This is a genomic window from Pseudomonas sputi (assembly GCF_021603585.1).
GTDB lineage: Bacteria > Pseudomonadota > Gammaproteobacteria > Pseudomonadales > Pseudomonadaceae > Aquipseudomonas > Aquipseudomonas sputi.
Genome location: NZ_BQHI01000036.1, coordinates 23,516 through 46,715, shown reverse-complemented (window position 1 = coordinate 46,715; position 23,200 = coordinate 23,516). Strand labels below are relative to the sequence as shown.

At 61.4% G+C, this 23,200-nt stretch carries 27 protein-coding genes and 1 pseudogene; 16 read left to right on the top strand and 12 right to left on the bottom strand.

All coding sequences use genetic code 11. The annotated features are described in order from the left end of the window. The first annotated feature begins 377 nt into the window (after positions 1–377). On the top strand, positions 378–1,265 hold the full coding sequence (gene rhtA / locus L6D81_RS27240) for a threonine/homoserine exporter RhtA (RefSeq protein WP_236182687.1): 888 nt from the start codon (positions 378–380) through the stop codon (positions 1,263–1,265). Between the two features lie 168 nt (positions 1,266–1,433). Continuing rightward, positions 1,434–1,715, top strand: coding sequence for a hypothetical protein (locus L6D81_RS27235; protein ID WP_236182686.1), 282 nt, complete (start codon positions 1,434–1,436; stop codon positions 1,713–1,715). 10 nt (positions 1,716–1,725) lie between these two features. Here the strand turns inward: L6D81_RS27235 and L6D81_RS27230 are convergent, their stop codons facing one another. Continuing rightward, positions 1,726–2,295: a TetR/AcrR family transcriptional regulator gene (locus tag L6D81_RS27230; protein WP_236182685.1), complete on the bottom strand. Its 570-nt coding sequence runs from the start codon at positions 2,293–2,295 to the stop codon at positions 1,726–1,728. Positions 2,296–2,388: 93 nt separating this feature from the next. Here L6D81_RS27230 and L6D81_RS27225 point away from each other — a divergent pair, with 93 nt between their 5' ends. Further along, positions 2,389–3,117: an SDR family oxidoreductase gene (locus L6D81_RS27225; protein WP_236182684.1), complete on the top strand. Its 729-nt coding sequence runs from the start codon at positions 2,389–2,391 to the stop codon at positions 3,115–3,117. A 33-nt stretch (positions 3,118–3,150) separates the two neighbouring features. Beyond that, positions 3,151–3,741 (top strand): 2-hydroxychromene-2-carboxylate isomerase, encoded by a 591-nt coding sequence (locus tag L6D81_RS27220; protein WP_236182683.1) that lies wholly within the window; start codon positions 3,151–3,153, stop codon positions 3,739–3,741. Here L6D81_RS27220 and L6D81_RS27215 read toward each other — a convergent pair. Then, complete coding sequence (locus L6D81_RS27215) at positions 3,738–4,736, bottom strand: zinc-dependent alcohol dehydrogenase family protein (protein ID WP_236182682.1); 999 nt, start codon at positions 4,734–4,736, stop codon at positions 3,738–3,740. The two genes, L6D81_RS27220 and L6D81_RS27215, sit on opposite strands and share 4 nt — an antisense overlap. A gap of 112 nt (positions 4,737–4,848) precedes the next feature. Here L6D81_RS27215 and L6D81_RS27210 point away from each other — a divergent pair, with 112 nt between their 5' ends. Next, positions 4,849–5,757 carry a LysR family transcriptional regulator gene (locus L6D81_RS27210; RefSeq protein ID WP_236182681.1) on the top strand — a complete coding sequence of 303 codons (909 nt, stop codon included), beginning with the start codon at positions 4,849–4,851 and terminating at the stop codon, positions 5,755–5,757. On the opposite strand, the gene L6D81_RS27205 is transcribed toward L6D81_RS27210, so the two are convergent. The 4 genes from L6D81_RS27205 to L6D81_RS27190 form a co-directional block, all read right to left on the bottom strand. Continuing rightward, a complete protein-coding gene (locus L6D81_RS27205) occupies positions 5,750–7,558 on the bottom strand; it encodes an aminopeptidase P family protein (RefSeq protein ID WP_236182680.1) in 1,809 nt (602 codons plus the stop codon). The genes L6D81_RS27210 and L6D81_RS27205 overlap by 8 nt on opposite strands. Before the next feature lie 57 nt (positions 7,559–7,615). Next, complete coding sequence (locus tag L6D81_RS27200) at positions 7,616–8,782, bottom strand: aminotransferase class V-fold PLP-dependent enzyme (protein ID WP_236182679.1); 1,167 nt, start codon at positions 8,780–8,782, stop codon at positions 7,616–7,618. Positions 8,783–8,988: 206 nt separating this feature from the next. After that, positions 8,989–9,603, bottom strand: coding sequence for a LysE family translocator (locus tag L6D81_RS27195; protein ID WP_236182678.1), 615 nt, complete (start codon positions 9,601–9,603; stop codon positions 8,989–8,991). A gap of 101 nt (positions 9,604–9,704) precedes the next feature. After that, the gene (locus L6D81_RS27190; RefSeq protein ID WP_236182677.1) at positions 9,705–9,974 is read right to left on the bottom strand and encodes a hypothetical protein; all 270 of its coding nucleotides are present in this window, start codon (positions 9,972–9,974) and stop codon (positions 9,705–9,707) included. A gap of 164 nt (positions 9,975–10,138) precedes the next feature. Between L6D81_RS27190 and L6D81_RS27185 the strand changes: the two are divergent. Further along, positions 10,139–10,255, top strand: a pseudogene (locus tag L6D81_RS27185) (sigma-54-dependent Fis family transcriptional regulator); the annotation flags it as partial. On the opposite strand, the gene L6D81_RS27180 reads toward L6D81_RS27185, so the two are convergent. Continuing rightward, on the bottom strand, positions 10,252–10,617 hold the full coding sequence (locus L6D81_RS27180) for an antibiotic biosynthesis monooxygenase family protein (protein WP_085700141.1): 366 nt from the start codon (positions 10,615–10,617) through the stop codon (positions 10,252–10,254). The pseudogene L6D81_RS27185 and the gene L6D81_RS27180 overlap by 4 nt on opposite strands. Before the next feature lie 90 nt (positions 10,618–10,707). On the opposite strand from L6D81_RS27180, the gene soxR reads away from it, so the two are divergent. The 10 genes from soxR (at position 10,708) to L6D81_RS27130 (ending at position 18,467) form a co-directional block, all read left to right on the top strand. After that, the gene (gene soxR / locus L6D81_RS27175) at positions 10,708–11,166 is read left to right on the top strand and encodes a redox-sensitive transcriptional activator SoxR (RefSeq protein WP_236182676.1); all 459 of its coding nucleotides are present in this window, start codon (positions 10,708–10,710) and stop codon (positions 11,164–11,166) included. A 222-nt stretch (positions 11,167–11,388) separates the two neighbouring features. Further along, complete coding sequence (locus tag L6D81_RS27170; RefSeq protein WP_236182675.1) at positions 11,389–11,847, top strand: VOC family protein; 459 nt, start codon at positions 11,389–11,391, stop codon at positions 11,845–11,847. A gap of 479 nt (positions 11,848–12,326) precedes the next feature. Continuing rightward, positions 12,327–13,526, top strand: a complete 1,200-nt coding sequence (locus tag L6D81_RS27165; RefSeq protein ID WP_236182674.1) for a PepSY-associated TM helix domain-containing protein — start codon at positions 12,327–12,329, stop codon at positions 13,524–13,526. Then, positions 13,523–14,065 carry a thiamine pyrophosphate-binding protein gene (locus L6D81_RS27160; protein WP_236182673.1) on the top strand — a complete coding sequence of 181 codons (543 nt, stop codon included), beginning with the start codon at positions 13,523–13,525 and terminating at the stop codon, positions 14,063–14,065. Before L6D81_RS27165 ends, L6D81_RS27160 begins: the two co-directional genes overlap by 4 nt. Then, on the top strand, positions 14,062–14,394 hold the full coding sequence (locus L6D81_RS27155; RefSeq protein WP_236182672.1) for a hypothetical protein: 333 nt from the start codon (positions 14,062–14,064) through the stop codon (positions 14,392–14,394). Before L6D81_RS27160 ends, L6D81_RS27155 begins: the two co-directional genes overlap by 4 nt. Further along, positions 14,391–14,957, top strand: a complete 567-nt coding sequence (locus L6D81_RS27150; protein ID WP_236182671.1) for a DUF6162 family protein — start codon at positions 14,391–14,393, stop codon at positions 14,955–14,957. Before L6D81_RS27155 ends, L6D81_RS27150 begins: the two co-directional genes overlap by 4 nt. Before the next feature lie 35 nt (positions 14,958–14,992). Continuing rightward, positions 14,993–15,922 (top strand): metal ABC transporter substrate-binding protein, encoded by a 930-nt coding sequence (locus L6D81_RS27145; RefSeq protein WP_236182670.1) that lies wholly within the window; start codon positions 14,993–14,995, stop codon positions 15,920–15,922. After that, positions 15,919–16,662, top strand: a complete 744-nt coding sequence (locus tag L6D81_RS27140; RefSeq protein WP_236182669.1) for a metal ABC transporter ATP-binding protein — start codon at positions 15,919–15,921, stop codon at positions 16,660–16,662. The genes L6D81_RS27145 and L6D81_RS27140 overlap by 4 nt, the downstream gene beginning before the upstream one ends. Beyond that, the gene (locus L6D81_RS27135) at positions 16,662–17,561 is read left to right on the top strand and encodes a metal ABC transporter permease (RefSeq protein ID WP_236182668.1); all 900 of its coding nucleotides are present in this window, start codon (positions 16,662–16,664) and stop codon (positions 17,559–17,561) included. Before L6D81_RS27140 ends, L6D81_RS27135 begins: the two co-directional genes overlap by 1 nt. Continuing rightward, a complete protein-coding gene (locus L6D81_RS27130) occupies positions 17,562–18,467 on the top strand; it encodes a metal ABC transporter substrate-binding protein (RefSeq protein WP_236182667.1) in 906 nt (301 codons plus the stop codon). A 128-nt stretch (positions 18,468–18,595) separates the two neighbouring features. On the opposite strand, the gene L6D81_RS27125 is transcribed toward L6D81_RS27130, so the two are convergent. From L6D81_RS27125 to L6D81_RS27105, 5 genes are all read right to left on the bottom strand, one after another. Beyond that, a complete protein-coding gene (locus L6D81_RS27125; RefSeq protein WP_007917715.1) occupies positions 18,596–18,820 on the bottom strand; it encodes an MbtH family protein in 225 nt (74 codons plus the stop codon). An 83-nt stretch (positions 18,821–18,903) separates the two neighbouring features. Next, the gene (locus L6D81_RS27120; RefSeq protein WP_236182666.1) at positions 18,904–20,316 is read right to left on the bottom strand and encodes an aspartate aminotransferase family protein; all 1,413 of its coding nucleotides are present in this window, start codon (positions 20,314–20,316) and stop codon (positions 18,904–18,906) included. Between the two features lie 142 nt (positions 20,317–20,458). Beyond that, entirely contained in the window at positions 20,459–20,944 is a 486-nt protein-coding gene (locus L6D81_RS27115; RefSeq protein ID WP_236182665.1) for a GNAT family N-acetyltransferase, read from the bottom strand. Between the two features lie 106 nt (positions 20,945–21,050). Next, on the bottom strand, positions 21,051–22,373 hold the full coding sequence (locus L6D81_RS27110; protein ID WP_236182664.1) for an ATP-binding protein: 1,323 nt from the start codon (positions 22,371–22,373) through the stop codon (positions 21,051–21,053). Continuing rightward, positions 22,373–23,053 carry a response regulator gene (locus L6D81_RS27105; RefSeq protein WP_236182663.1) on the bottom strand — a complete coding sequence of 227 codons (681 nt, stop codon included), beginning with the start codon at positions 23,051–23,053 and terminating at the stop codon, positions 22,373–22,375. The genes L6D81_RS27110 and L6D81_RS27105 overlap by 1 nt, the downstream gene beginning before the upstream one ends. Positions 23,054–23,200: the final 147 nt, after the last annotated feature.

Genomic DNA, 23,200 nt, shown 5'->3' with positions numbered 1-23,200 from the left:
CCGATCTCTCGTTAGCGGGAGGCGAATTCTACAGCGTTACACGCTGCTGTCAACACCTCTTTTTCTCCGCTTTCGACCGAGAAGATCGAACCGTTGAAAGCGCCGTAACAATCCGGCATTTCCAACTTCTTCCAGGCCTCGATGATCTGAAGCAATCCGCTTTCGAAACCTACTTAACTCATTGTTTATCAAGGAGTTTTCCGTTTCGACTGCGCCGGAAGTGGGGCGAATTATAGAGACTCAGAATCCGCCGTCAACCATTAATTTGAGTTTTCTATCAATAGAGGGAAAAAGGTCACTTCTATATAGACGCGAACGCAGTCAGTGCGCACTATATTGCACAAAACACCTGTTACCTCCTCGGATGATGCCACGCAATGAACGACCAGCCTCGCAGCCTTGCCTCAACCCTGTTCCCGGTTGGCCTTCTATTAATTGCCATGGCATCGATTCAGTCCGGCGCTTCGCTGGCCAAAAGCATGTTCCCAATTGTTGGCGCTCAGGGCACTACAACCCTGCGCCTGATCTTCGCCAGCGTGATCATGTTGTTACTGCTCAAACCCTGGAGAGCGAAGCTGACAGCCCAGTCGCTGCGCACAGTAATTGTCTACGGGATGGCGCTAGGCGGCATGAACTTCCTCTTCTATATGTCGTTGCGCACCGTTCCGCTCGGCATCGCTGTCGCCCTGGAGTTCACCGGCCCGCTGGCAGTCGCCATTTATGCCTCGCGTCGCGCAATTGACTTTCTCTGGATCGCCTTGGCTGCCATCGGCTTGTTGCTGTTGATACCGACCGGCGCTACGACAGCGGGTATCGATCTGGTCGGTGCAGGCTATGCGCTGGGAGCCGGCGCGTGCTGGGCGTTGTATATCCTGTTTGGCCAGAAGGCCGGCGCAGATAACGGCGTGACCACCGCAGCACTTGGTGTGATGATCGCAGCCCTGTTCGTCGCCCCCATCGGCATCGTCCATGCAGGCAGCGCACTGCTGACACCCGCATTGATTCCCATCGCTATCGGGGTGGCGATCCTGTCCACAGCTCTCCCCTACACACTGGAAATGGTCGCTCTCACCCGCATGCCAGCCCGCACCTTTGGCACGCTTATGAGCATCGAACCGGCTTTCGGCGCACTCTCGGGTCTGCTTTTCCTTCAGGAATACCTCTCTTTGTCACAATGGATGGCGATCCTGTGCATTATTCTGGCATCCGTAGGAGCAACCATGACGATGGGCAGCACCTCTAAACCCGCCATCGCGGCAGATTGAAAGAGGATTTTACGAAGGTCTGGCAATTGGCGCTCATTTAGGCCATGTTTAGCCTCGCAACCCAATGCCAGACATGGATTTTTTCGGACAGGGACATCAGAACGCTTCAAGCGAGAGCGAATACAGGCAGACCCGAGCGCCAGACTCGAGGCCGCCATAAGGACGGTAATGAAACGAATTTTGATACTGATCGCCATACTCGCCGTTGCGGGCTGCGCGGCGACGTCGAAGACCCATGTAAAGCACGGCAAGAAAGGGCTGCACATCAACTGTTCAGGATTGTCCTCCTCTTGGGACAGGTGCTACACCAGCGCCGCGAACTCTTGCGCACCGAAGGGCTACAAGGTCATCGCAAAATCAGGCGATACTGTGGAAGAACCGGGTGATTATCCCTTTGGTCTCAACCCCGCCGGCTATACCAGCCGCAGCATGATCGTCATCTGCAAATAAACCATCGCCACTACGGCGTTCGCGAAATGGCGAGCTGGTTCCCGATTGCCTCATGACAGGAATCCAGCACCCGCTGCTGAATCCTGGGCGAAGCCAGCATACGCGCCACCACCAGAGCCCCGACGCATTGCGACAGAATCGCCCAGGCCAGGCTGTCACTTTCCAGAATTTGTGCCCAACTTTTCTGAAGCTTACAGATCCACAACTCAGCCTGTTCCCGCACGACAATATCCGAACGCGCGATCTCGGCACCCAGTGCAGGTAGTGCGCAGCCCAACTCCGGCTGCTCGACATGGGCCATCTTCAGATACAGCTTCAGGCACCGCTCCAGCCGTTCGCGATCCTGCGCCCCCTGCCCGCCCAACCGCTCCAGACTCTGGCATAACTCGCGCTCGACGATAGCCGCGAACAGCGCATCCTTGGACGAGAAATGGCTGTAAAACGCCGCCCCACTCAAGCCGATCGCCTTCATCAGACCATCGACGCCCATTGATGAAAACCCATTTTTTTTAGCGGACAACGAGCTGCTTTGCAGAAGCTTTTCTTTGGTTTCCAGCTTGTGACCAGCGGAGTACCGCATGTGTTTGTCCTCACGATTGAATGCCTTGACGCTGAGCAAACCCTAGCATAACGTTCGTTCACTTAACGATCGTTTACCAAAGGGATCCACCCCATGAATAACAAGAAGGTCGTATTGGTTGTCGGTGCAGGTGATGCCACGGGTGGTGCCATAGCCAAGCGGTTTGCCAAAGAAGGTTTCATCGCTTGCGCCACGCGGCGCAGCGCCGACAAATTACAGCCTCTGGTGGAAGCCATTCAGATGGACGGCGGTGAAGCCCACGGTTTTGCCTGCGATGCACGCAAGGAAGAAGACGTGATAGCGCTGATCGAAGATATCGAAACCCGCCTCGGACCGATTGAAGCGTTCGTCTTCAATATCGGCGCCAACGTGCCTTGCAGCATCCTCGAAGAAACCGCCCGCAAGTATTTCAAGATCTGGGAGATGGCCTGTTTCTCCGGTTTTCTCAATGCCCGGGAAGTTGCCAAACGAATGGTGACCCGCCGCCGCGGCACGATTCTGTTCACCGGCGCGACTGCCGGATTGCGCGGAGCCTCGGGTTTCGCCGCATTCGCCGGGGCCAAGCACGGTATCCGGGCTCTGGCACAGAGCATGGCCAGAGAGCTTGGCCCGATGAACATTCATGTCGCCCACGTTGTGGTCGACGGGGCCATCGATACCGACTTCATCCGCGACAACTTCCCTGACAAATATGCCACCAAAGATCAGGACGGTATCCTCGACCCCGAACACATTGCCGAGAACTACTGGTATCTGCATAGCCAGCCACGAGACGCCTGGACGTTCGAGTTGGATCTGCGCCCCTGGAACGAACGCTGGTAATCCCACCAATAACAAAAACCGAGTGCAGCGAACATGAGCAAAACCGTGGAGTTCTATTTTGATCTCGGCAGTCCCGCTACCTACCTGGCATATACCCAGTTGCCAAGGATCTGCGCCGAAACCGACAGCCAGTTGATCTACATTCCAATGTTGCTGGGCGGCGTCTTCAAAGCCACCGGTAACGCGTCGCCGGCGATGATCCCGGCCAAGGGTCGCTACATGTTTCAGGACCTGGACCGCTACGCGAAGCGCTACGGCGTGCCCCTGAAATTCAACCCGCATTTCCCGATCAATACGCTGATGCTGATGCGGGCGGTCACCGGCATTCAACTGCGTCATCCGGATCGCTTCCAGGCGTTCATCGATTGCCTGTTCCAAGCACTGTGGGTTGAAGGCCGTCCCCTCGATGAACCGGCAACGGTTGCCGCCGTGCTGACCGAACATGGCTTCAATCCCGAAGAGGTACTGGCATTGACCAACGATGAAGCGGTCAAGTCCGCTCTCAGGGACAACACCGAAACCGCCGTGAAACGCGGCGTCTTCGGTGCGCCGAGCATGTTCATCGACAACCAGCTGTTCTTCGGTCAGGATCGGCTCGACTTCGTGGTGGAAGCCCTTCGCTAAATCTCCACGACCAGACGCCCTTGAGCGGCTTTCGTTGCCAGCAGCTCATGGGCCTCCGCAGCGGTTTGCAGCGTAAACCGATGCGGATCAAGCAGCGGCCGCAACTGACCGGACTCAATCAAGGCAGCGGCTTGTCGCAAAATCTCTCCATGATGCTCACACCCCCTGCCGGTCAGTAACGGCAGCAAGGTGAACACCCCCGAATACGTCGCCCCACGAAACGACAACGGCGCAAGACTGTGCTGCCCCCAGCCGAGACAACTGAGCACATGCCCGCTGTAGATCCGTGCTGCTTTGAAGGAGGCATCCAGCGTCTCGCCGCCGACCGTGTCATAGACAATGTCGAACCCCTCCCCCGCTGTGAACTGCGTGACATACTCCTCCACCGAGCTTGCTCGATAATCAATGAACGTCGCGCCGTAACCTTCGATGATCGAGCGCTGTCCCGCAGAGCCCGTTGCATACACGTCAGCACCGAATGCACGAGCAATCTGCACAGCCACATGCCCGACGCCACCGGCGCCGCCATGAATCAACACTTTGTGCCCCGCACTCACCCGAGCCCGATCCACCAGGCCTTCCCACGCCGTGATCAGTATCAATGGCAGGCTCGCGGCCTCACGCGGGCTCAGATTCGCAGGTTTTCGCGCCAGCAGTCGTGCGTCCACCACTGCAAACTCGGCCAGCGAACCTTGCGCACCGCCGATCCCCGTGGCCAACGCATACACCTCATCGCCCGGCGCCCAATCCTGCACGCCCTCGCCCACCGCTTCGACCACACCCGCAAGATCCAGCCCCAAAACGGCCGGCAACGGTTGCCGAGCATGGGCGGCCTGCCCCGCACGGATTTTCAGATCCAGGGGATTCACGCCGCTGGCCTTGATCCGCACCAAAACCTGTCCAGCCGCGGCTACGGGGCGTTCCAAAGAAGCCAAGCGTAGCGGCCCGTTGGCGGTATCTACCATCAGGGCTTTCATGTGCAGTGAGTCAGTCATTTCAGTCATTCCTGTGGGAGAAAGTGAAGCCATGTTCCCGCAACAGATCCATGCCGATAAGACGTCAAATCACTATAGTAAGAATGCCAAAACGGCATGAATGAGGCGCTTCATGGACAAGCTCAACGCAATGGCCATCTTCGTACGGGTGGTCGAACGCGGCAGTTTCTCCGCCGTTGCCCGGGAACTGCATACCACCCAACCGACCATCAGCAAAGTCCTGCGCGCCCTTGAGGGTCAACTGGGCGGCAAGCTGATTGCTCGCAGTACACGCAAGTTGTCACTGACCGATGAAGGTCAGCGGTACTACACCGAATGTCGAAATATCCTCGCCGCCGTGGATGCCGCCGAGCACAGCTTCCAGTCCGGCAGGGAAACCGTGGCCGGCCCTTTGCGGATCGGCTCCTCCGTCAGTTTCGGCCGCTTGCAGATCGCCACGCGGCTGGCGGAATTTCTACAGCGCTACCCGCAGGTGAAAGTCGACTTGCAACTGAGCGATCAGAACCTGGATCTGGTCGGCGAAGGCCTGGATGTCAGCCTGCGCATCGGTGAATTGAACGACAGCGGCATGATCGCCAGACGCATCGGCATCACCCACCGGATCACAGTGGCGACACCCGATTACCTGCAACGCTACGGACACCCACTGTCACCCCAGGATCTTGCACAGCACAATTGCTTGCAATTCAACCTGCTCAGCACTCAGAACCTGTGGGCCTACGAGAAAGATGGCCAACACCATGACGTACGCATCCAGGGCAACGCCCAGAGCAACAGCTCCGAAGCGATCCGCGAAATGGTTCTGGGAGGATTGGGAATATCGCTGTCACCGGTCTGGCTGTTCAGCGAGGATTTGAAGGCGGGTCGAGTGATCGCCCTGTTGCAGGACTACCAGACCCGATCATTACCAATACACGCCGTATCCCCGGCGAACCGTCGCCAGTCCGCCAGGGTCAACGCGTTTGTCGATTTCATGACTCAGGCGCTGGCTGCAGCGCCGCAGCTTCAACCGTTTAAATAGCAGCGGTGCGCGTGTTCAGCCATTGCAGTGCCGCGCCATCAAGCAGCGGGCTCAGCCGCTCGCGCACTTCGGCGTGATAGGCGTTGAACCATTGCTTCTCTTCCTGCGTCAGCAACGACGGTACCAGGCATCGGGTGTCGATCGGGCACAGGGTCAGGGTTTCGAACTTGAGGAACTCGCCGAACTCGCTGCTTCCCGCTTCAACGTTCATCGCCAGGTTCTCGATCCGCACACCCCAGCGGCCCGGACGGTAAGTGCCCGGTTCGATGGAGGTGATCATGCCCGGTTGCATGGCGGTCTGTGGCGCTGGCGCCGCCTGATAGGCGATGACCTGCGGACCTTCGTGCACGTTGAGGAAGTAACCCACCCCGTGACCGGTGCCGTGGCCGTAGTCCACGTTCTCGGCCCAGATCGGTGCACGGGCGATGGCGTCCAGCAACGGCGACAGAATGCCTTTCGGGAATCGCGCACGGGACAAGGCAATCACGCCTTTCAGAACGCGGGTGCAGTCACGCTTTTGCTCTTCGGTTGGCGTACCGACCGGCACCATACGCGTGATGTCAGTGGTGCCACCCAGGTACTGGCCGCCGGAATCGATCAGCAGCAGGCCGTCGCCCTCGATCACTGCGTGTTCTTGCGCAGTGGCGTGATAATGCGGCATCGCGCCATTGGCGTTGAACGCGGCGATGGTGTTGAAACTCAGCGACACGTAATCCGGACGACGCTCACGAGCCGCCGTGAGTTTTTCGTCGATGGTCAGCTCGGTAATGCGTTCGCGCCCCCAGGCCGACTCCAGCCAGGCGAAGAATTCGCACAACGCCGCGCCATCCTGCTCCATCGCCTGACGAATGTGGCCGGCATCCGCCAGGCTCTTCTGCGACTTGGCCAGGGTGGTCGGGTTCAGGCCTTCGACCAGTTTCACGCCGGTATCCAGGTTGTCCAGCAGACCGCTGGTAACCCGCGCCGGATCCACCAGCAGGCTCGCGCCACTCGGAATTCCACCCAGGGCGTCAGCGACTTCGCTGTAGTCACGCAGGGTCACGCCGTCTTTTTCCAGCACTGCACGCAGTTCAGCATCGACCTTGCTCAGTGCGACAAACAGCGTGGCTTGTTGCTGGCTGATCAGCGCAAAGGAAACGAATACCGGGTTGAACGACACGTCACCGCCGCGCAGGTTGAACAGCCAGGCGATATCGTCGAGGGTGGCGATGAAGTGCCAGTCCGCGCCGCGCGCCTGCAGGGTTTCGCGCAGCTGGGCAAGTTTCTCGCCACGGCTGACGGTCGCCTGCGGCGGCAGGTGTTGATAGATCGGCGCGTTCGGCAGCGCCGGGCGGTCGCTCCAGACTTCTTTCAACAGGTCGATGTCGGTACGCAGACTGGCGCCCCGCGCCTCGAGCTTGCTGCCCAGGGTACGCGCCGACGCGACGGCCATCACCGCACCATCAACCGCAACCACGCCACCTTCCGGCGTCTGCTCGGCCAGCCAGTCCAGCGGGCTCGGCTGACCCGGTTGCAGTTTCACCAGTTCGATGCCGCTGCCCTTGAGTTCCTTGGTCGCCTGTTCCCAGTATCGGCTGTCGGCCCAGACCCCGGCGAAATCGGGGGTGACAATCAAGGTGCCGACCGAACCATGGAAACCTGACAGCCATTGCCGGCCCTGCCAGTAGCCCGGCAGGTATTCCGACAAGTGCGGGTCGGCGGACGGCACCAGCAACGCGTGGATACCTTCGCGACGCATCAGTTCACGGGTGTGCGCCAGGCGCTGGGGAACCGTTCCTTCGGTCAAAGTCTGGGTACTCATCATGTCTCCTGCCAATCACTTCATCGTTATTGTTCGGTGCCGTTCAAAGCCGGCTCGTTAAAGGCCTGTCGCCCAGAATGCCGGAGCACTGGCGCAGGCGGTCTTGATCAGTTCTACAGCCTTGTCGATGTCTTCGGCGGTGGTGAAACGGCCGAGGCTCAGGCGAATGGTCCGCCCCGCGAGATGCGCGTCATGCCCCAATGCCAGCAAGACGTGGGACGGCACGTTGCTCGCGGAATTGCAGGCCGAGGTCGCAGAAAACGCGATCGCATGGCTCAGCGCCGCCGGGTTGAACTCGCCTTCGCTGAAGGTCAGGCTAAGGGTATGCGGGATGCGCTGCGAGGCGCTGCCGTTAAGGCGCACGCCGGGCAGGCTCAACAGTTGTTCGAGCAGTCTCTGGCGCAACGCTGCGATGGTTTTCTTCTCGTCATCGAAAGCCTCGGCGGCCAGGGCAAACGCCGAGCCCATCGCAGCAATCTGGTGAGTCGCCAGCGTACCGGAACGCAAGCCGCCCTCGTGACCTCCGCCGTGAATCTGCGCCTGTAAGCGCTGTTGCGCACGCGGGCCGACGTACAGCGCGCCAATGCCTTTGGGGCCATAGAGTTTATGCGCCGAGAAGGACATCAGATCGACCGGCCATTGCGCCAGATCGATCGCGACCTTGCCAGCGCCCTGGGCTGCATCGACATGGAACAACGACCCGCGACCACGCACCACTTCGCCGATGGCCGGGATGTCGTTGACGGTGCCGAGTTCGTTGTTGACCAGCATCAGCGACACCAGAAAAGTGTCATCGCGCATCGCTTCGCTGACCGCTTGCGGGGTGATCAGGCCGTCGGCGTCCGGCACCAGATAGGTCACGGCGACACCGGCGTCCTGCAATTGCCGGGCGGTGTCGAGGATGGCCTTGTGTTCAATCTGGCTGGTGATGATGTGCCCGCCAGACGCGCCACGGGCCTGGGCTACGCCTTTGAGGGCAAGGTTGTTGGATTCGGTGGCGCCGGAAGTCCAGACGATCTGCTGCGCCTGGGCGCCGACCAGTTCGGCGACTTGTCGGCGAGCGTTCTCGACCGTTTGCCGGGCCTGCTGGCCGAAGACGTGAGAACTGGAGGCCGGGTTGCCGAAGTTACCGTTGAAACCCAGACACTCGATCATCACCTGGATAACCCGTTCGTCCACCGGGGTGGTGGCGGCGTAATCGAAATACAGCGGACGTGTGTTCATAAAAAGACTCGCAGAGCGTGTTCCGGGATCAGGAAGCTCGTGTCTACAAACGGCACGACGCCGCCTTGTGAGCTGCGTCCGGGTTCGAGAGCGTCATCAATACCTGATCGGATGCCGTTAAAGAAGAACAACTTCATTTAAAAGTGCGTAGGAACGCTCCTGAACGCGACTTTAACAGGCATCGGGCCGGCGGTTGTAGCACGGCGTCAGCTAAAGCTTTCAAGGAGTAACGGATACAGCGAAATCACCAGCAGCGCCGCCATGCCCCAGTTGAACATCCGCAACCAGCGACGATCCTTGAGCACGTTGCGCAGCAAAGTCCCGCACGCCGCCCAGACGCCGACACTCGGCAGGTTGATGATGGCGAACACCGCCGCAATCACGATCACGTTGCTGAAATAACCCTGCATCGGCGTATAGGTGCTGATGGCACCGATGGCCATGATCCAGGCCTTGGGATTGACCCACTGAAAGGCTGCCGCGCCGAGATAGCTGATCGGTTTCGCCTCGCCCTGCTCGTTGTCGCCGACCGGGCCGGAATGGGCGATTTTCCACGCCAGGTACAGCAAGTACACCGCGCCGACATAACGCAGGATCGTATAAAGCAGCGGATAGGTCTGGAACACCGCCCCCAGGCCAAAACCCACCGCCACCACCAGCACGAAGAAGCCGCAGGTAATGCCGAGCATATGCGGGATGGTGCGGTTGAAGCCGAAGTTCACGCCTGACGCCAGCAACATCGTGTTGTTCGGCCCCGGCGTGATCGAGGTGACAAGGGCAAACAGGGCAAAGCCCAGCAGCAGGTCAAGCGAGAGAGTCATGGCAGGCAGTCCGTCAGGGTCATTCAGGTGTTGACCCTATCCCACGGCGCCGCGCAAACCCATGGACAGTTGAGTAAAACTTCGATCAGTACAGTTTTGAATCAGCTAGGACGACCGTGCAGCTGTACGGCCCGTTCGGCGCTCATTTCACCCTTGCTGTCGAAACCGAAGGCCTTTTGCGGCTGGCCGAGCAATTGGGCTTTTTTCGCATGATATTCCTCGAAGGACAGACCACGACGGTTCAGCGACTCAAGCGCCAGTTCGCGGGCTTCTTCCGCCGTGTAAGGGCGCAGTTCCGGGGAAACATGACTCGCGCAACCGGCGAGAACGGAGACAGCGAGCATCAGGGAAACAGTCAGTAAGCGATTCATGGGAGCGTCCTGGCGAGCAGTGTGGGTCGATGGAGAAAGGCTACGCCCGGGCACGCTTTGGCAGAAATCAACGCTCTCAATAGTGGCTATCGGAATTCGGGCAGGGTTCGCCCTTCACAGGATGTTTCCTGGTGCCTGCCGCCCCATGGCGACGATCAATGCCCGGGCTGAGCCGCAACGTCCCCCGCACGCGGCTGATCTAGATCAGCGAGCTGGCGGTGAACAAGCGGCGTCCCCCGGAAAACCGGCAAGGCGAGCGCTTGATCCGGCTGTCGATCTAGCCGACCAGTTGGCAGTGCAAGCCGTCGTCATGACTGCGGGCGATGCTGCTCAGCACCTGGAATGAACCGAAGGTCACGGTTCGCGCCTGATGGGTGCGGATCAGTTGCCAGAAATCCTGCTCTCCGGTTTCGAAGCTCTGGAACGCCGCCTCCCCCGCCTCTCGGGACTGCCACTGCAGGAAACTCAACACTCGCCGTCCGTCGTCGCTGGCCTGGACACTGGCGCTGACAAAACCAGGGTAACGCTGGGCCAGACGTTCAGTCTGCACCGCCAGCGCCGAGACCAGCGCCGGTTGCTGGCCGGGTTCGATTTCAAATTCGATCAATTGGGTAAAGCTGCGGTTTTTCGCTGGTGCTTGCATGACATCCCCACTCTGTCAGACGAATCTTGCGATTCGGAGGCCTGCAGGGTAAAACCTCGAGTTAACTAGAGGTCAATAGGCACTTTTCAAATGATCACTGCGGAAAAACGGCACAAGCAACTGACCGTCGGCGAAGTCGCGGCCCGTAGCGGTGTCGCGGTCACTGCCCTGCACTTTTATGAATCCAAGGGATTGATCAAGAGCCAGCGCAATGCCGGCAATCAACGACGTTATCCACGGGAAGTGCTGCGGCGGGTGGCGTTGATCAAAGTGGCACAACGCCTGGGCATTCCGCTGGCAGAAATCGGTGAGGCGTTGCAACAGCTACCTGACAACCGCGCGCCGACGGCGGCGGACTGGAAAGTGTTGTCGGAGCAATGGCGGCGTGAGCTGGACGAGCGGATCAATCAGTTGATGCTGCTGCGGGACCGGCTGACCAGTTGCATCGGTTGCGGATGCCTGTCGATGGAGGCCTGCCCGCTACGCAATCAGGGCGATGTGCTGGGCGAGCAAGGGCCGGGCGCGCACTTTCTCGACGTTCCCAAGTGAGAGGCCCGATGCCATGGTCCTCGGCTTCCCGTGCGTAGTCGGCGAACACGATCGCCAGCTCCAACGGCGATTGGGGTGGTCCGCCTTTTGGCTCCACGCCGGCGTCGCAGGGCTGCTCGTCAGCTACTCGGTCACGGCGGCGGCACGGATCTATAGTTGAGCGACCGGCAACCCCGGCGAAGGCACACTTTCAACCTCTAATAAAAAACAGGGAGTACCGCCATGAACGTCAAACCCATTCCCGAGGGGTATCACAGCATTACCCCGTACCTGGGCATTCACAAAGCTGCCGAAGCCATCGACTTCTATAAAAAGGCATTCGGTGCCACCGAAGTCATGCGCCTGAGCATGCCCGACGGCGGCATCGGCCACGCCGAACTGCGCATCGGCGACAGCGCGATCATGCTCGGCTCGCCATGCGATCAAGGACCGTTGAGCAATCCGGATCACGCGGTGTCGGTCGGGCTGCATCTGTACGTGACCGATGTCGACAAATCCTTCCAGCGTGCACTGGATGCTGGCGCCACCTCGGTGTCCGAGGTCAAGGATCAGTTCTACGGCGACCGCAGCGGCACGCTGAAAGATCCGTATGGGCATCTGTGGTTCCTGGCCACGCGCAAGGAGGACCTGACCCAGGCGCAGATCGAGCAGCGGGCGCAGGAAATGTTCCAGCAGGGTTAGCAACGCCGCATATCCATTCCCGCGCAGCGCGCGGGGATGAGCGAACACGATTCATGAACCGTCGAACCACGCTTCACGTCCAGTCATGAACGCCCGGCGATACCAGGATGCGGGCCAGTGCCGGCGTCGACCTGGAACATGACCGCGCCGACCTTGCGGCCGGTCGTCACCTGAACCTGCCGTTGCGGGTGCTGTGGGGCGCCGAGGCACTCGACGTTTCTCCGCTGATGCCCCTCCTTCGATCCGGCGGCATGCGCCCTCGGACTTCTTCGCCCCCTCACAAAAATCCGCCCATGCGCCAGCAGCCTGCAATCGCGAAACATTTACTTTCATATCGTTTATCGGGATTTGCTTCGGTCATCCGTCTTATAGAGATGCGGGCCGGTCGCGTAGGCAAAAGCCACGACCGGCCTTTCGGGGACTCCCGTGCTGCGAAGCCCGTAGTACCGCTCCCTCTCACTGAATCAAGACCCGTCATCATGTCGAAGAAATCCCGCTCGAAACTGTGGTTCCTGGTACACAGCTGGCTGGCATTGCCGATCTGGTTTTTCGTTCTGATCGTCTGCGTCACCGGCACCCTGGCGGTGGTCAGTCAGGAAATCGTCTGGCTGGCCAACCCGCAGATGCGCGCGAGCGCGCCGTCGGATGATGCACCGCGCTTGAGTTACGACCAGATCCTCGCCGAAATCAAGAAAGCCGAACCCCAGACCCTGGTGCAAAGCATCAACCGTCCGGACGAGTCGCACTTTGCCCTCGACGTCGACGTCAGCTACCCCGACGGCCGTTCGCTGACGGTCTACGTCAACCCGTACACCGGGGTGATCCAGGGCACCGCGCCGAGTTTCAACTTCAAGGCGTTCACCCGCGCACTGCATGGCTGGTGGCTGGTGCCGTTCACCAACGGTTTCAGCTGGGGCTGGTATCTGGTGTCGTTCCTCGGCCTGCCGATGCTGGCCTCGCTGGTGACCGGGCTGGTGGTTTACAAGCGCTTCTGGAAAGGCTTTTTCCGCCCGACCCTGCGCTTCAATCATGGCGCGCGGATCTTCTGGGGCGACTTCCACCGCTTGAGCGGCATCTGGTCGATCTGGTTCATCGCGGTGATTTCGATCACCGGTACCTGGTTCCTGATCCAGGCACTGCTGTCGGACAATCAGATTTCCATTTCCAGCGAGCCGATCATTCCGGCCATGTCCCGCGAAGCCGTGCCGCTGTCGAGCGACGGTTCGCCACCGCCGCGTATCAGCCTGGACCGCGCCATCGAAATCGCCCAGACAAAAATCCCCGGTCTGGAAGCCAGCTTCATCAGCCTGCCGGGCAATGCCTACGCGCACATGGATATCGGCGGACGCGGCTGGTATCCGTTGATGTTCCAGACCGCCACGCTCAACCCGTACAGCGGTGACGTGGCGGCTTCGCGGCTGTTGTCCGATCGCACGTCGCTGGAGTTCGTCACCGAATCCATGCGCCCGCTGCACACCGGAGATTTCGGCGGTCTGTGGATCAAGCTGATCTGGTTCTTCTTCGGCCTGCTGCTGAGCATGATGGTTCTCAGTGGCCTGCTGATCTGGACCAAGCGCACCGCGCTGGCCACCGCCAACGCCCTCAAGCGCGAGCACAAGAAACAGCGCGTGCAGGCGCAGCCGGCCCGCCAACGTGAACCGTCGGAGGCCAGTCTGTGAGCAAGTTCGCTACCGTGGCTCAGCCTTCACGGCTGAGCATGATCTGGCACAAATGGCGCTTCCACATCAACGTGCTGTTGCTGCTGATCCCCTTGGGCTTCATGCCCAAATACTTTGCCGACGCCGCACTGTTTCGTGGTGACAGCGGCCTGGGCGAGCGCGAGATCGGCGAAATCCAGGTCGGGCCGTGGAGTCTGCGTCTGGCCGAATTGCGTGACGAGGCGCCGCGTTCCGACGGCCCGGCGGGCTATCTGAAAGGTTTCAATGCCGCGCTGTGCGATGCCTGTATCGAGCCGGTCAAGGCCACTTACCTGCGCATCGGCAAACCGCGCAGCCTGCGCGCCGCCGGGGTGATCTTCTTCGGAACGCCGTATCGCATGGGCACCCAGTTGCCGATTCCGGAAAAGACCCGAACCGACGCCGAACTGTGGATCACCATGGAAGGCTGGGACGGCAGCATGCACCAGGCCTCGATTCCCCTGAGCCAGGCCTCTCCCGCCACCATCGCCTGGCTGAACAAACAAGGAGCCAAACCATGAGCCGTCCTTTCCGCCTTAGCATGAGCGCTGCATGGCTGGCGCTGTGTGCCGGTTTCAGTACCAGCGCCCTGGCCCACAACCCTATGTGCGAGTGCAAGGCCATCGACGCCGAACAGATCAAATGCACCGGCGGTTTCTCCGACGGCAGCGGCGCGCCGGGGGTAACCCTCGATGTGATCGGTTACGACGAAACGATCCTGGTGCCGGGCAAGCTCGGCGCCGATTCGACGCTGACCTTCAAGAAACCCGGCGCCGAATTCTACGTGCTGTTCGACGCAGGCCCCGGCCACGTGGTGGAAATCGACCAAGCGGATATCGAAGCCCCATGACCACGCCGACCACCCAAGTTGTACGCCCGGCCGGTGCCGGGCACGAAACCCTCAATGTGCTGCTGATGTGCCTGTTGATCCTCGCGGTCGCCGGTTCCGTGGTGGCATGGCGCGGTGTGTCCCACGAGCCGGAGCCGGTTTCCAGGCACCAACTGGACGCCCGTCGCGACCTCGGCGCCAGCGAACAAGGCATCTATGCCGATCTGCGGGTGACCCTCGACGAGATCCGCCTGCTGCGCGAAGAACAACAGGCACTGCCGACCCCGCAGAACCTGGCGGACGAAGGTTTCGCGCCATTCGCCCAGGACGCCAGCTCGGTCAGTCGTGGCGGCCATGTCTGGCAGTTGCTGACCGATCGCGCCTACTTCGGCCACAGCCAGGCACCGGCCGTGGCCGGCTCGTTCCTGATGCGCCTGAACGATGCCGCCCCGGACATCTGGCTCAATCGCGCCACCGAACTGCAAGCGCCGACAGACCTATCCGACGCAGCGCTGAGCGCTGCCGGGTGGAAACAGATCGTCGCGCAATTCGATGCCGGGGTGACCCGTGAACATCGTCATTGAACCCTCGCCTTCATTCGAGAGAAGACCGCTTGCCCATGCCTAGTTCATCTCAACGCCGCCCTTTCCTGCGCCTGCTGCTGATCGGCCTGTGCGCCTGCCTGCTGAGCCCGCTGGCCAGCGCCGATCAGACCAAGCGCCTGCGTATCGGCATCACCCTGCATCCGTATTACAGCTACGTGGCGAATATCGTCGGTGACAAGGCCGAGGTCGTACCGCTGATTCCCGCCGGTTTCAACCCGCACGCCTACGAGCCGCGCGCCGAAGACATCAAGCGCATCAGCGGGCTGGATGTGATCGTGCTCAACGGGGTCGGCCATGACGACTTTGCCGACCGGATGATCGCCGCCAGCGAAACGCCGGACATCAAGACCATCGAAGCCAACGAGAACGTGCCACTGCTGGCCGCCACCGGGGTTGCCGCACGCGGTGCCGGCAAAGTGGTGAACCCGCACACGTTCTTGTCGATCAGCGCCTCGATTGCCCAGGTCAACAACATCGCCCGGGAACTGGGCAAGCTCGACCCGGACAACGCCAGGACCTACACCCAGAACGCCCGCGCCTATGGCAAACGCCTGCGGCAGATGCGCGCCGACGCCCTGGCCAAACTGACCCAGGCGCCGAACGCTGAACTGCGGGTTGCCACGGTGCACGCCGCTTATGACTACCTGCTGCGTGAATTCGGCCTGGAAGTCACCGCTGTGGTCGAACCCGCCCACGGCATCGAGCCGAGCCCGAGCCAGCTGAAGAAAACCATCGATCAACTGCGGGAACTGGATGTGAAGGTGATCTTCTCCGAGATGGATTTCCCGTCCACTTACGTCGAAACCATTCAGCGCGAGTCCGGCGTGAAGCTGTACCCGCTGTCGCACATTTCCTACGGCGAATACACCGCCGACAAGTACGAAAAGGAAATGACCGGCAACCTCAATACCGTGGTTCGCGCTATTCAGGAGTCCGGCGCATGACGGCTCAGGAAAACCTGTCGATTACCCGCAGCGGCCCGACCCTGGATTTCGCCGGCGTCAGCCTGACCCTCGGCCGCACGACCATCCTCGACATGGTCACCTTTCAGGTGCAGCCCGGCAGCGTGCATGCGCTGGTCGGTCCCAACGGCGGCGGCAAGAGCTCGCTGATCAAGACCCTGCTCGGGCAGATGCCCCATCAGGGCCGGCTCAGCCTGCAATGGCCCGGCGAACCCGGCACCATCGGCTACGTGCCGCAGGCGCTGGAGTTCGATCGGGGCCTGCCGATGACCGTCGATGACTTTATGGCCGCCATGTGCCAGCGCCGCCCGGCCTTCCTCGGCTTGAGCAAACGCTACGCCGGTGCCATCGGTGATGCGTTGGAGCGAGTCGGCATGCAGGACAAACGCAAGCGGCGGATGGGCGCATTGTCCGGTGGCGAACGCCAGCGTGTGTTGCTCGCTCAAGGCCTGATCCCCGCTCCGCAATTGTTGGTGCTGGATGAACCCATGTCGGCCCTCGACGAAGCCGGGATCCAGGTGTTCGAGCGTTTGCTGGGCGACTGGCGCGCGGCGGGCATCACGGTGCTGTGGATCGAGCACGATCTGGAAGCGGTCGGGCGTCTGGCCAATCGCGTCACCGGTCTCAACCGCCGGGTGCTGTTCGACGCCACGCCGCAACAGGCCCTGACCCCGGAACGCCTGCTGACCCTGTTCTCGACCCATCCACGGAGCGCTGCCTGATGAGTTACGAAGCCTTTCGTTTGATGGTGCAGGGCTGGGCATCTTCCGGTTACCTGCCGGAAGCCCTGGCGTACGGGTTTGTGGTCAACGCCCTGCTTGCCGGTCTGCTGATCGGCCCGGTACTGGGTGGCCTCGGGACGCTGGTGGTGGTCAAGCGCTTCGCGTTTTTCTCCGAAGCGGTCGGCCACGCGGCGTTGACCGGCGTGGCCATCGGCATCCTGCTCGGCGAACCCTACACCGGTCCGTACGGCAGCCTGTTCGGCTACTGCCTGCTGTTCGGCATTTTGCTCAACTACCTGCGCAACCGTACCGGGCTGGCTCCGGACACATTGATCGGCGTGTTCCTGTCGGTGTCCCTCGCCTTGGGCGCCAGCCTGCTGCTGATTCTGGCGGGCAGGATCAACGTGCACATTCTGGAAAACGTGCTGTTCGGCTCGGTGCTGACAGTCAACGGCAACGATCTGCTGGTACTGGCCATCGTCGGTTCACTGGTCATGGCGCTGGCCCTGCCGCTGTACAACCGGATCATGCTGGCCAGCTTCAATCCGCAACTCGCGGCGGTACGTGGCGTCGCGGTGAAGACTCTGGATTACCTGTTCGTGATTCTGGTGACGCTGATCACGGTTGCAGCTGTGAAAGTCATCGGCGCGATTCTGGTCGGCGCCCTGCTGGTGATTCCGGCGGCGGCAGCGCGCTTGCTCAGCCAGTCGCTCAAGGGCTTTTTCTGGTGTTCGGTGCTGATCGCCACGGTCAGTACGCTGTGCGGGATTCTCGCGCCCATCGTGTTCGACCTGCCGATTCCGTCCGGCGCTGCGATCATTCTGGTTGCCGGTATCGCCTTCGCCCTCGCCGCGATTGCCCGGGGCGTCGTCCCCAGTCTGAAAGGGAACCTTGGATAAATGGCTTTTTCATTGCGACAACTGGCTCTGGCCATCGCCCTGTGCGGCGTGGCTTCCACGACTGTTCTGGCGGCTGAAAACACCCGACCGTTGCGGGTGCTGGCCTCGTTGCCCATCACTTACGGTCTGGGCGACGTCCTGCTCAAGGGCACCGCCATCAGCCTCGAACGCGCAGCACCGGCCAACCTGCCAGGCAGCCGCCAGACCGCCTACTTCACCGGTCGCGGCGCCCCCGCGCTGAGCAAACTGGCCACCGGCGCCGATGCAGTGATCGGCGTGCGCTCGCTGTGGGCCGATGACCCGCTGTACCCGATCGCCCGCCGCAGCAACATCCGCATCGTCGAAGTCGACGCCGCCCGTCCGGTGGACGGCGCCCTGCCCGGCATTGCCGTGCAACCGGGACTCAAGGTCGACGGCCTGAACAGTCAACCGTGGCTGGCCAGCAACAACATGGGGCGCATGGCCGATGTGATGGCGGCGGATCTGGTGCGCCTGGCACCGAAGGACAAACCGAAGATCGAGGCCAATCTGGCGGCGCTGAAACAGCGTCTGCTGAAACTCAGCGCCGACAGCGAGGCGCGTCTGGCCCGTGCCGACAATTTGAGCGTGATGAGCCTGAGCGATCACTTCGGTTACCTGATCGGCAGCCTGAATCTGGAATTGATCGGGCAGGATGCGCGACCGGACGCCGAGTGGACGCCGGAGGATCTGAAAAAACTGACCGCCACGCTGAAAGACAATGACGTGGCGGTGGTGCTGCACCATCGCCAGCCGTCGGACGCGGTAAAAGCGGCGATTGCCGAATCGGGCAGTCAGCTGCTGGTGCTGAGCACCGATGCAGCGGATCCGGTGGCGGAGCTGGAAGGCAATGTGGATGCGCTGCTCAAGGGCCTCAGCGGCGCGTAACACCAGTTGCCCCGTCATGATCGTTCCCACGCGCTGCGTGGGAACGATCACCGTCTGTGCAGGAACGATCGACATGAAAAAACCCGCTGACTGTTTCCAGTCCAGCGGGTTTCTTTTTGGCCGATGACTTACTGTGCAGCCGCTTGCGCTTCCATCTTCTGGCGCAGGCTCAGCGGACGCATGTCGGTCCAGACTTCTTCGATGTAGGCCAGGCATTCCTTTTTCAGGCCGCTCTTGCCGACGGTGCGCCAGCCTTCCGGCACGGCCTTGTAGTCCGGCCAGATCGAGTACTGCTCTTCGTGGTTGACCACGACTTGAAAGAGGATGTCCTCGCGGTCGAATACTGACGTCATGCTGTGTCTCCATCGCTGTAAGGGTGGGCTGCACGACGGGTGCAGCCGGGTATGTAGAAAGAACGTTCGACGCGGCGAAAAATTTACAGGCCGGCGGTCGCGGCGCTCAATGCACGGCCGAAGATCTCGGCGACGCGATCGATTTCCGCAGCGGTGATCACCAGCGGCGGCAGGAATCGCACCACCGCACCATGACGTCCGCCCAGCTCCAGAATCAGCCCGCGCTTGAGGCATTCGCGCTGAACCAGCGGCGCCAGGCGCGCAAACGCAGGTGGATGGCCCAGTGCATCCGGCGTGCCGTTCGGATCAACCAACTCGACACCGAGCATCAGGCCACGACCGCGAATGTCGCCCAGTTGCGGGAAGTCACGCTGCAGGAGGTGCAGGTGCTCGCTCAGACGTTCACCCATGGCGGCGGCGTGCTCGCAAACCTTGTGCTCAACCAGGTAACGCATCACGGCAGAGCCGGCGGCCATCGCCATCTGGTTGCCACGGAACGTACCGGCGTGAGCGCCCGGCTGCCAGGTGTCGAGCCAGTCGCGATAAACCACCACCGCCAGCGGCAGGCTGCCGCCGATGGCTTTGGACAGCACCACCACATCCGGGGTAATGCCGGCGTGTTCAAAGGCAAACATCTTGCCAGTGCGGGCGAAACCGCTCTGGATCTCGTCGATGATCAGCGCCACGCCAGCCTTTTCGGTGATGCGGCGCAGACCGCGCAGCCACTCGATGTCCGCCGGGATCACACCGCCCTCGCCTTGCACCGCTTCGACGATCACCGCTGCCGGCAATTGCACACCAGCCTCGGGATCATTGAGCAGGTTTTCCAGGTAACTCAGATTGGCCTTCACACCCGCCGCACCACCGAGGCCGAACGGGCAACGGTAGTCGTACGGGAACGGCATGAATTGCACGCCATTGCTGAGCAGCGCACCCAGCGGCTTTTTCGGGCCCAGGCTGCCCATCAGGCTCAAGGCACCCTGGCTCATGCCGTGGTAACCGCCGGAGAACGACAGCACGGTGCTGCGTCCGGTGGCGGTGCGCACTAGCTTCAGCGCGGCTTCCACCGCATCGGTGCCGGTCGGGCCGCAGAACTGGATTTTCGCTTCCTTGGCCAATGCAGGCGGCAACAGGCCGAACAGGTCCTGCACGAACTGGTCTTTCACCGGCGTGGTCAGGTCCAGGGTGTGCAGCGGCAGTTCATCGGCCAGCACCTGCTGGATCGCCTCGATCACCACCGGGTGGTTATGCCCTAGCGCCAGAGTGCCGGCACCCGCCAGGCAATCGATGAACGTGCGTCCCTCGACATCCTCGACGTACAGGCCCCTGGCGCGCTTCAGCGCCAGGGGAATCCGGCGCGGGTAGCTGCGGGCATTGGATTCCTGCCGGCTCTGACGGGCCAGCAACGGCGATTCATTGAACTGATACAGCGTTTCAGCCGGCGCGGAGGCGATCCGGGCGGACGACTCTTCGATAAGGCTGGTGGCGACTGACATCTTTCGACCCCTCAATACGCGATGGATGGTGACCAAAACTGCACACCGGACAGGTGCGCGTTCCGGTCGCGGGGCGCACATGCAGGTTTTCCTGTTCTGGAAACGCACCAGCGTGTCGAGGATTTACACCCTTGATCGAATGTCAGGCCGACAATACCAGCGCCTTGTGCATCGGCAGGGTCAAAACGCCGTGTTGCATGAGAGCAGACGCCGTTTCGCGATAACCCAGGCGCCGGTAGAACGCCGCGCCGGTTCGCGTGCTGGCGAGCGTGACGCAAGGCTGGCCACGAATCCGCAGCCACCTCTCCAGATCGCCCATCAGTGCGCGACCCGCACCGCGACGAAACCACTCCGGCTGCACATGACAGAACGTGATCTCGCCATTGGCCGCCGCCATGCCGACCCCGACCGGTTTGTCCCGCAGCAGCGCGATGTTCAGATAATGATGGGGATCGGCGAGCCAGGCGCTGATGTGTTCAGCCGATTGTCGGCGGACCCAGTGGTCGACCAGTTGTGGATCGTTGCGATGGTCGAGCGCGCAACCGACACGGATCGAGCGTTCGAGAATCCGGCTGATGATGCCGGCGTCGGCGAGGGTGGCGGGACAGATGTGGATGGGTGCTTGCATGGTGCTGTTTCCCTCAATCCATTGAGTCAAAGGCTGGGCGACAATAACGTTGCGGCCGGCGGATGACTAATGGAGAGAGGTTACATTTGATGTGCCCGGCAAAAAGTCAGACCGGTTGCAGCGGCATGGTCAGCTCGACCCGCAAACCATCCGGACGGCTGTCGAAATGCAGGGTGCAGGCGCAGCGCTGAACGATCGCCTGGACAATCGCCAGCCCCAGTCCACACCCGGTGCTCTGGCCGTTGCGCCAGAAGCGCTGGGTCAGGTGTTGCAGGTCGTCCGGGGCGATGCCCGGCCCATGATCGCGCACCACGAAACGCACGCGATTGGCGGTGGTTTCCAGGCTCAGGTCCACCGCGCCGTCCGTCGGCGTATGACGCAAAGCATTGTCCAGCAGATTGCGCAGGGCCGCGATCGACAGCACCGCCGGCATTTGCAGGGGCGCGCTGGACAACCGCTCAGGCAGATGCAGCCTGATGCGCTGGCGCTGGTCGCTGGCCGAGTCCTGGATCGCCAGTTTCGCCACCTGTTCGGCGCTGCACTGCACGCCGTCGTCGAACGACAGACTGCCCTCGACCCGCGCCAGCAACAGCAGTTGCTCAAGGGTCCGGTGCAGGCGGTCGGCGCCCTCCTCGGCCCGGGCCAGCGACTGATCGCGAGCACTGCCTTCGGTCATGCGCGCCACTTGCAGGTGGGTCTTGATCGCCGTCAGAGGGCTGCGCAATTCATGGGCGGCATCGCCGGTCAGGCGACGTTCGCGCTCGATGGTCTTGCCGATGCGCTGGAACAGTTGATTCTGGGTTTCGAGCAGCGGTTTCAATTCGCTGGGGAATGACTGCAACTGCAACGGCTCCAGCGAATCGGCATTGCGGCGCATCAAGGCTTCGCGCAAGCGGTTCAGCGGTGCCAGGCCCTGGCCGATCCCCAGCCACAACAGGCAAAGGCAGCCGAGCAGTGCCACACCGACCGGCACCGAGGCTGCCAGCAGGATCGACATGTTCAGGGCTTCGCGCTCGATGACCCGGTCGGCGGTGGTAATTCGCACATCGCCCCGGGCCAGGGTGAAGCTGCGCCATGGCGCGCCATCGATCATCTGATCGTGGAAGCCCATCTTCTGGGCTTCCAGCGCCTGTTCCGGATTGTTGTGGCTGCGGGCGAGGATTTCCCCGCGCAGCGAGCTGACCTGACAGGCCATGCCGCCGGGAATGTTCAGTTGCTCGGCGCTGAAGTGGGTGCCTTCGCCCTTGCTCGGAATGGCCGGCAACTGCTCAAGCAACCCGGCGACCATCCGCGCCGACGCCACCAGGCGCTGGTCGAGGGAAAACATCATCTGGTTGCGCAGGTCGCTGAGCATCCAGGCGGCCGCCAGTGCCCAGATCAGCGCGAACGCGGCGCCGAGGGTCAGGCTCAGGCGCAGGCGCAGGCTCATCACTTGTCCGGTTCTCCGCCATCGGCCGGGCCCAGGCGATAGCCCAGACCCCGCACGGTTTCGACGATGCCCTTGCCCAGTTTGCTGCGCAGGTGATGGATGTGCACGTTGAGCGCGTTGCTCTCCAGTTCATCGTTGAATCCGTAGACGCTGTCCTTCAACTGCTCGGTGGACAGCACCCGGCCGCGGTTGTGCAGTAACGCTTGCAGCAGGGATTGTTCGCGACGGGACAGGTCCACCGGCCGCCCCGCCAGCGTGGTTTCGCGGCTGCTCGGGTCGTAGGTCAGCGCGCCGTGTTCGATCAGGTTGACACTGCGCCCGGCCACCCGGCGCAACAGGGTTTGCAGACGGGCGAATAATTCGCGCAAATCGAACGGTTTGAGCAGGTAGTCGTCGGCACCGGACTGCAGACCGTCGACACGGTCGGTGACCGAATCCCGCGCAGTCAGAATCAGCACCGGAATCTCCAGGCCTTGCTGACGCAGTTGTTGCAGCAACTTGAGGCCATCTTCGTCCGGCAGGCCGAGATCCAGCACCATCACGTCGAATTCGGCAACCTTGAGTATCGCCCGCGCCTTGGAGGCGGTGTTGACGTGCTCGACGGTCAGGCCTTGCGCCGCCAGCCCGGCGACGATCCCGCTGGCGATCAACTCATCGTCTTCGCAAACCAGTACGTGCATGGGAACTCCATGGGTAAAAACGCGATTCAAGCAGCGCAGGATTAAGCGCCAATTATGACCAGCATGGTGACTGAGGAAAAGTGCGACTTCAAAATGTCTCGTTATCGAAACCAGTACAACAGCAAAAAAAGCAAACCCTCTCAACTA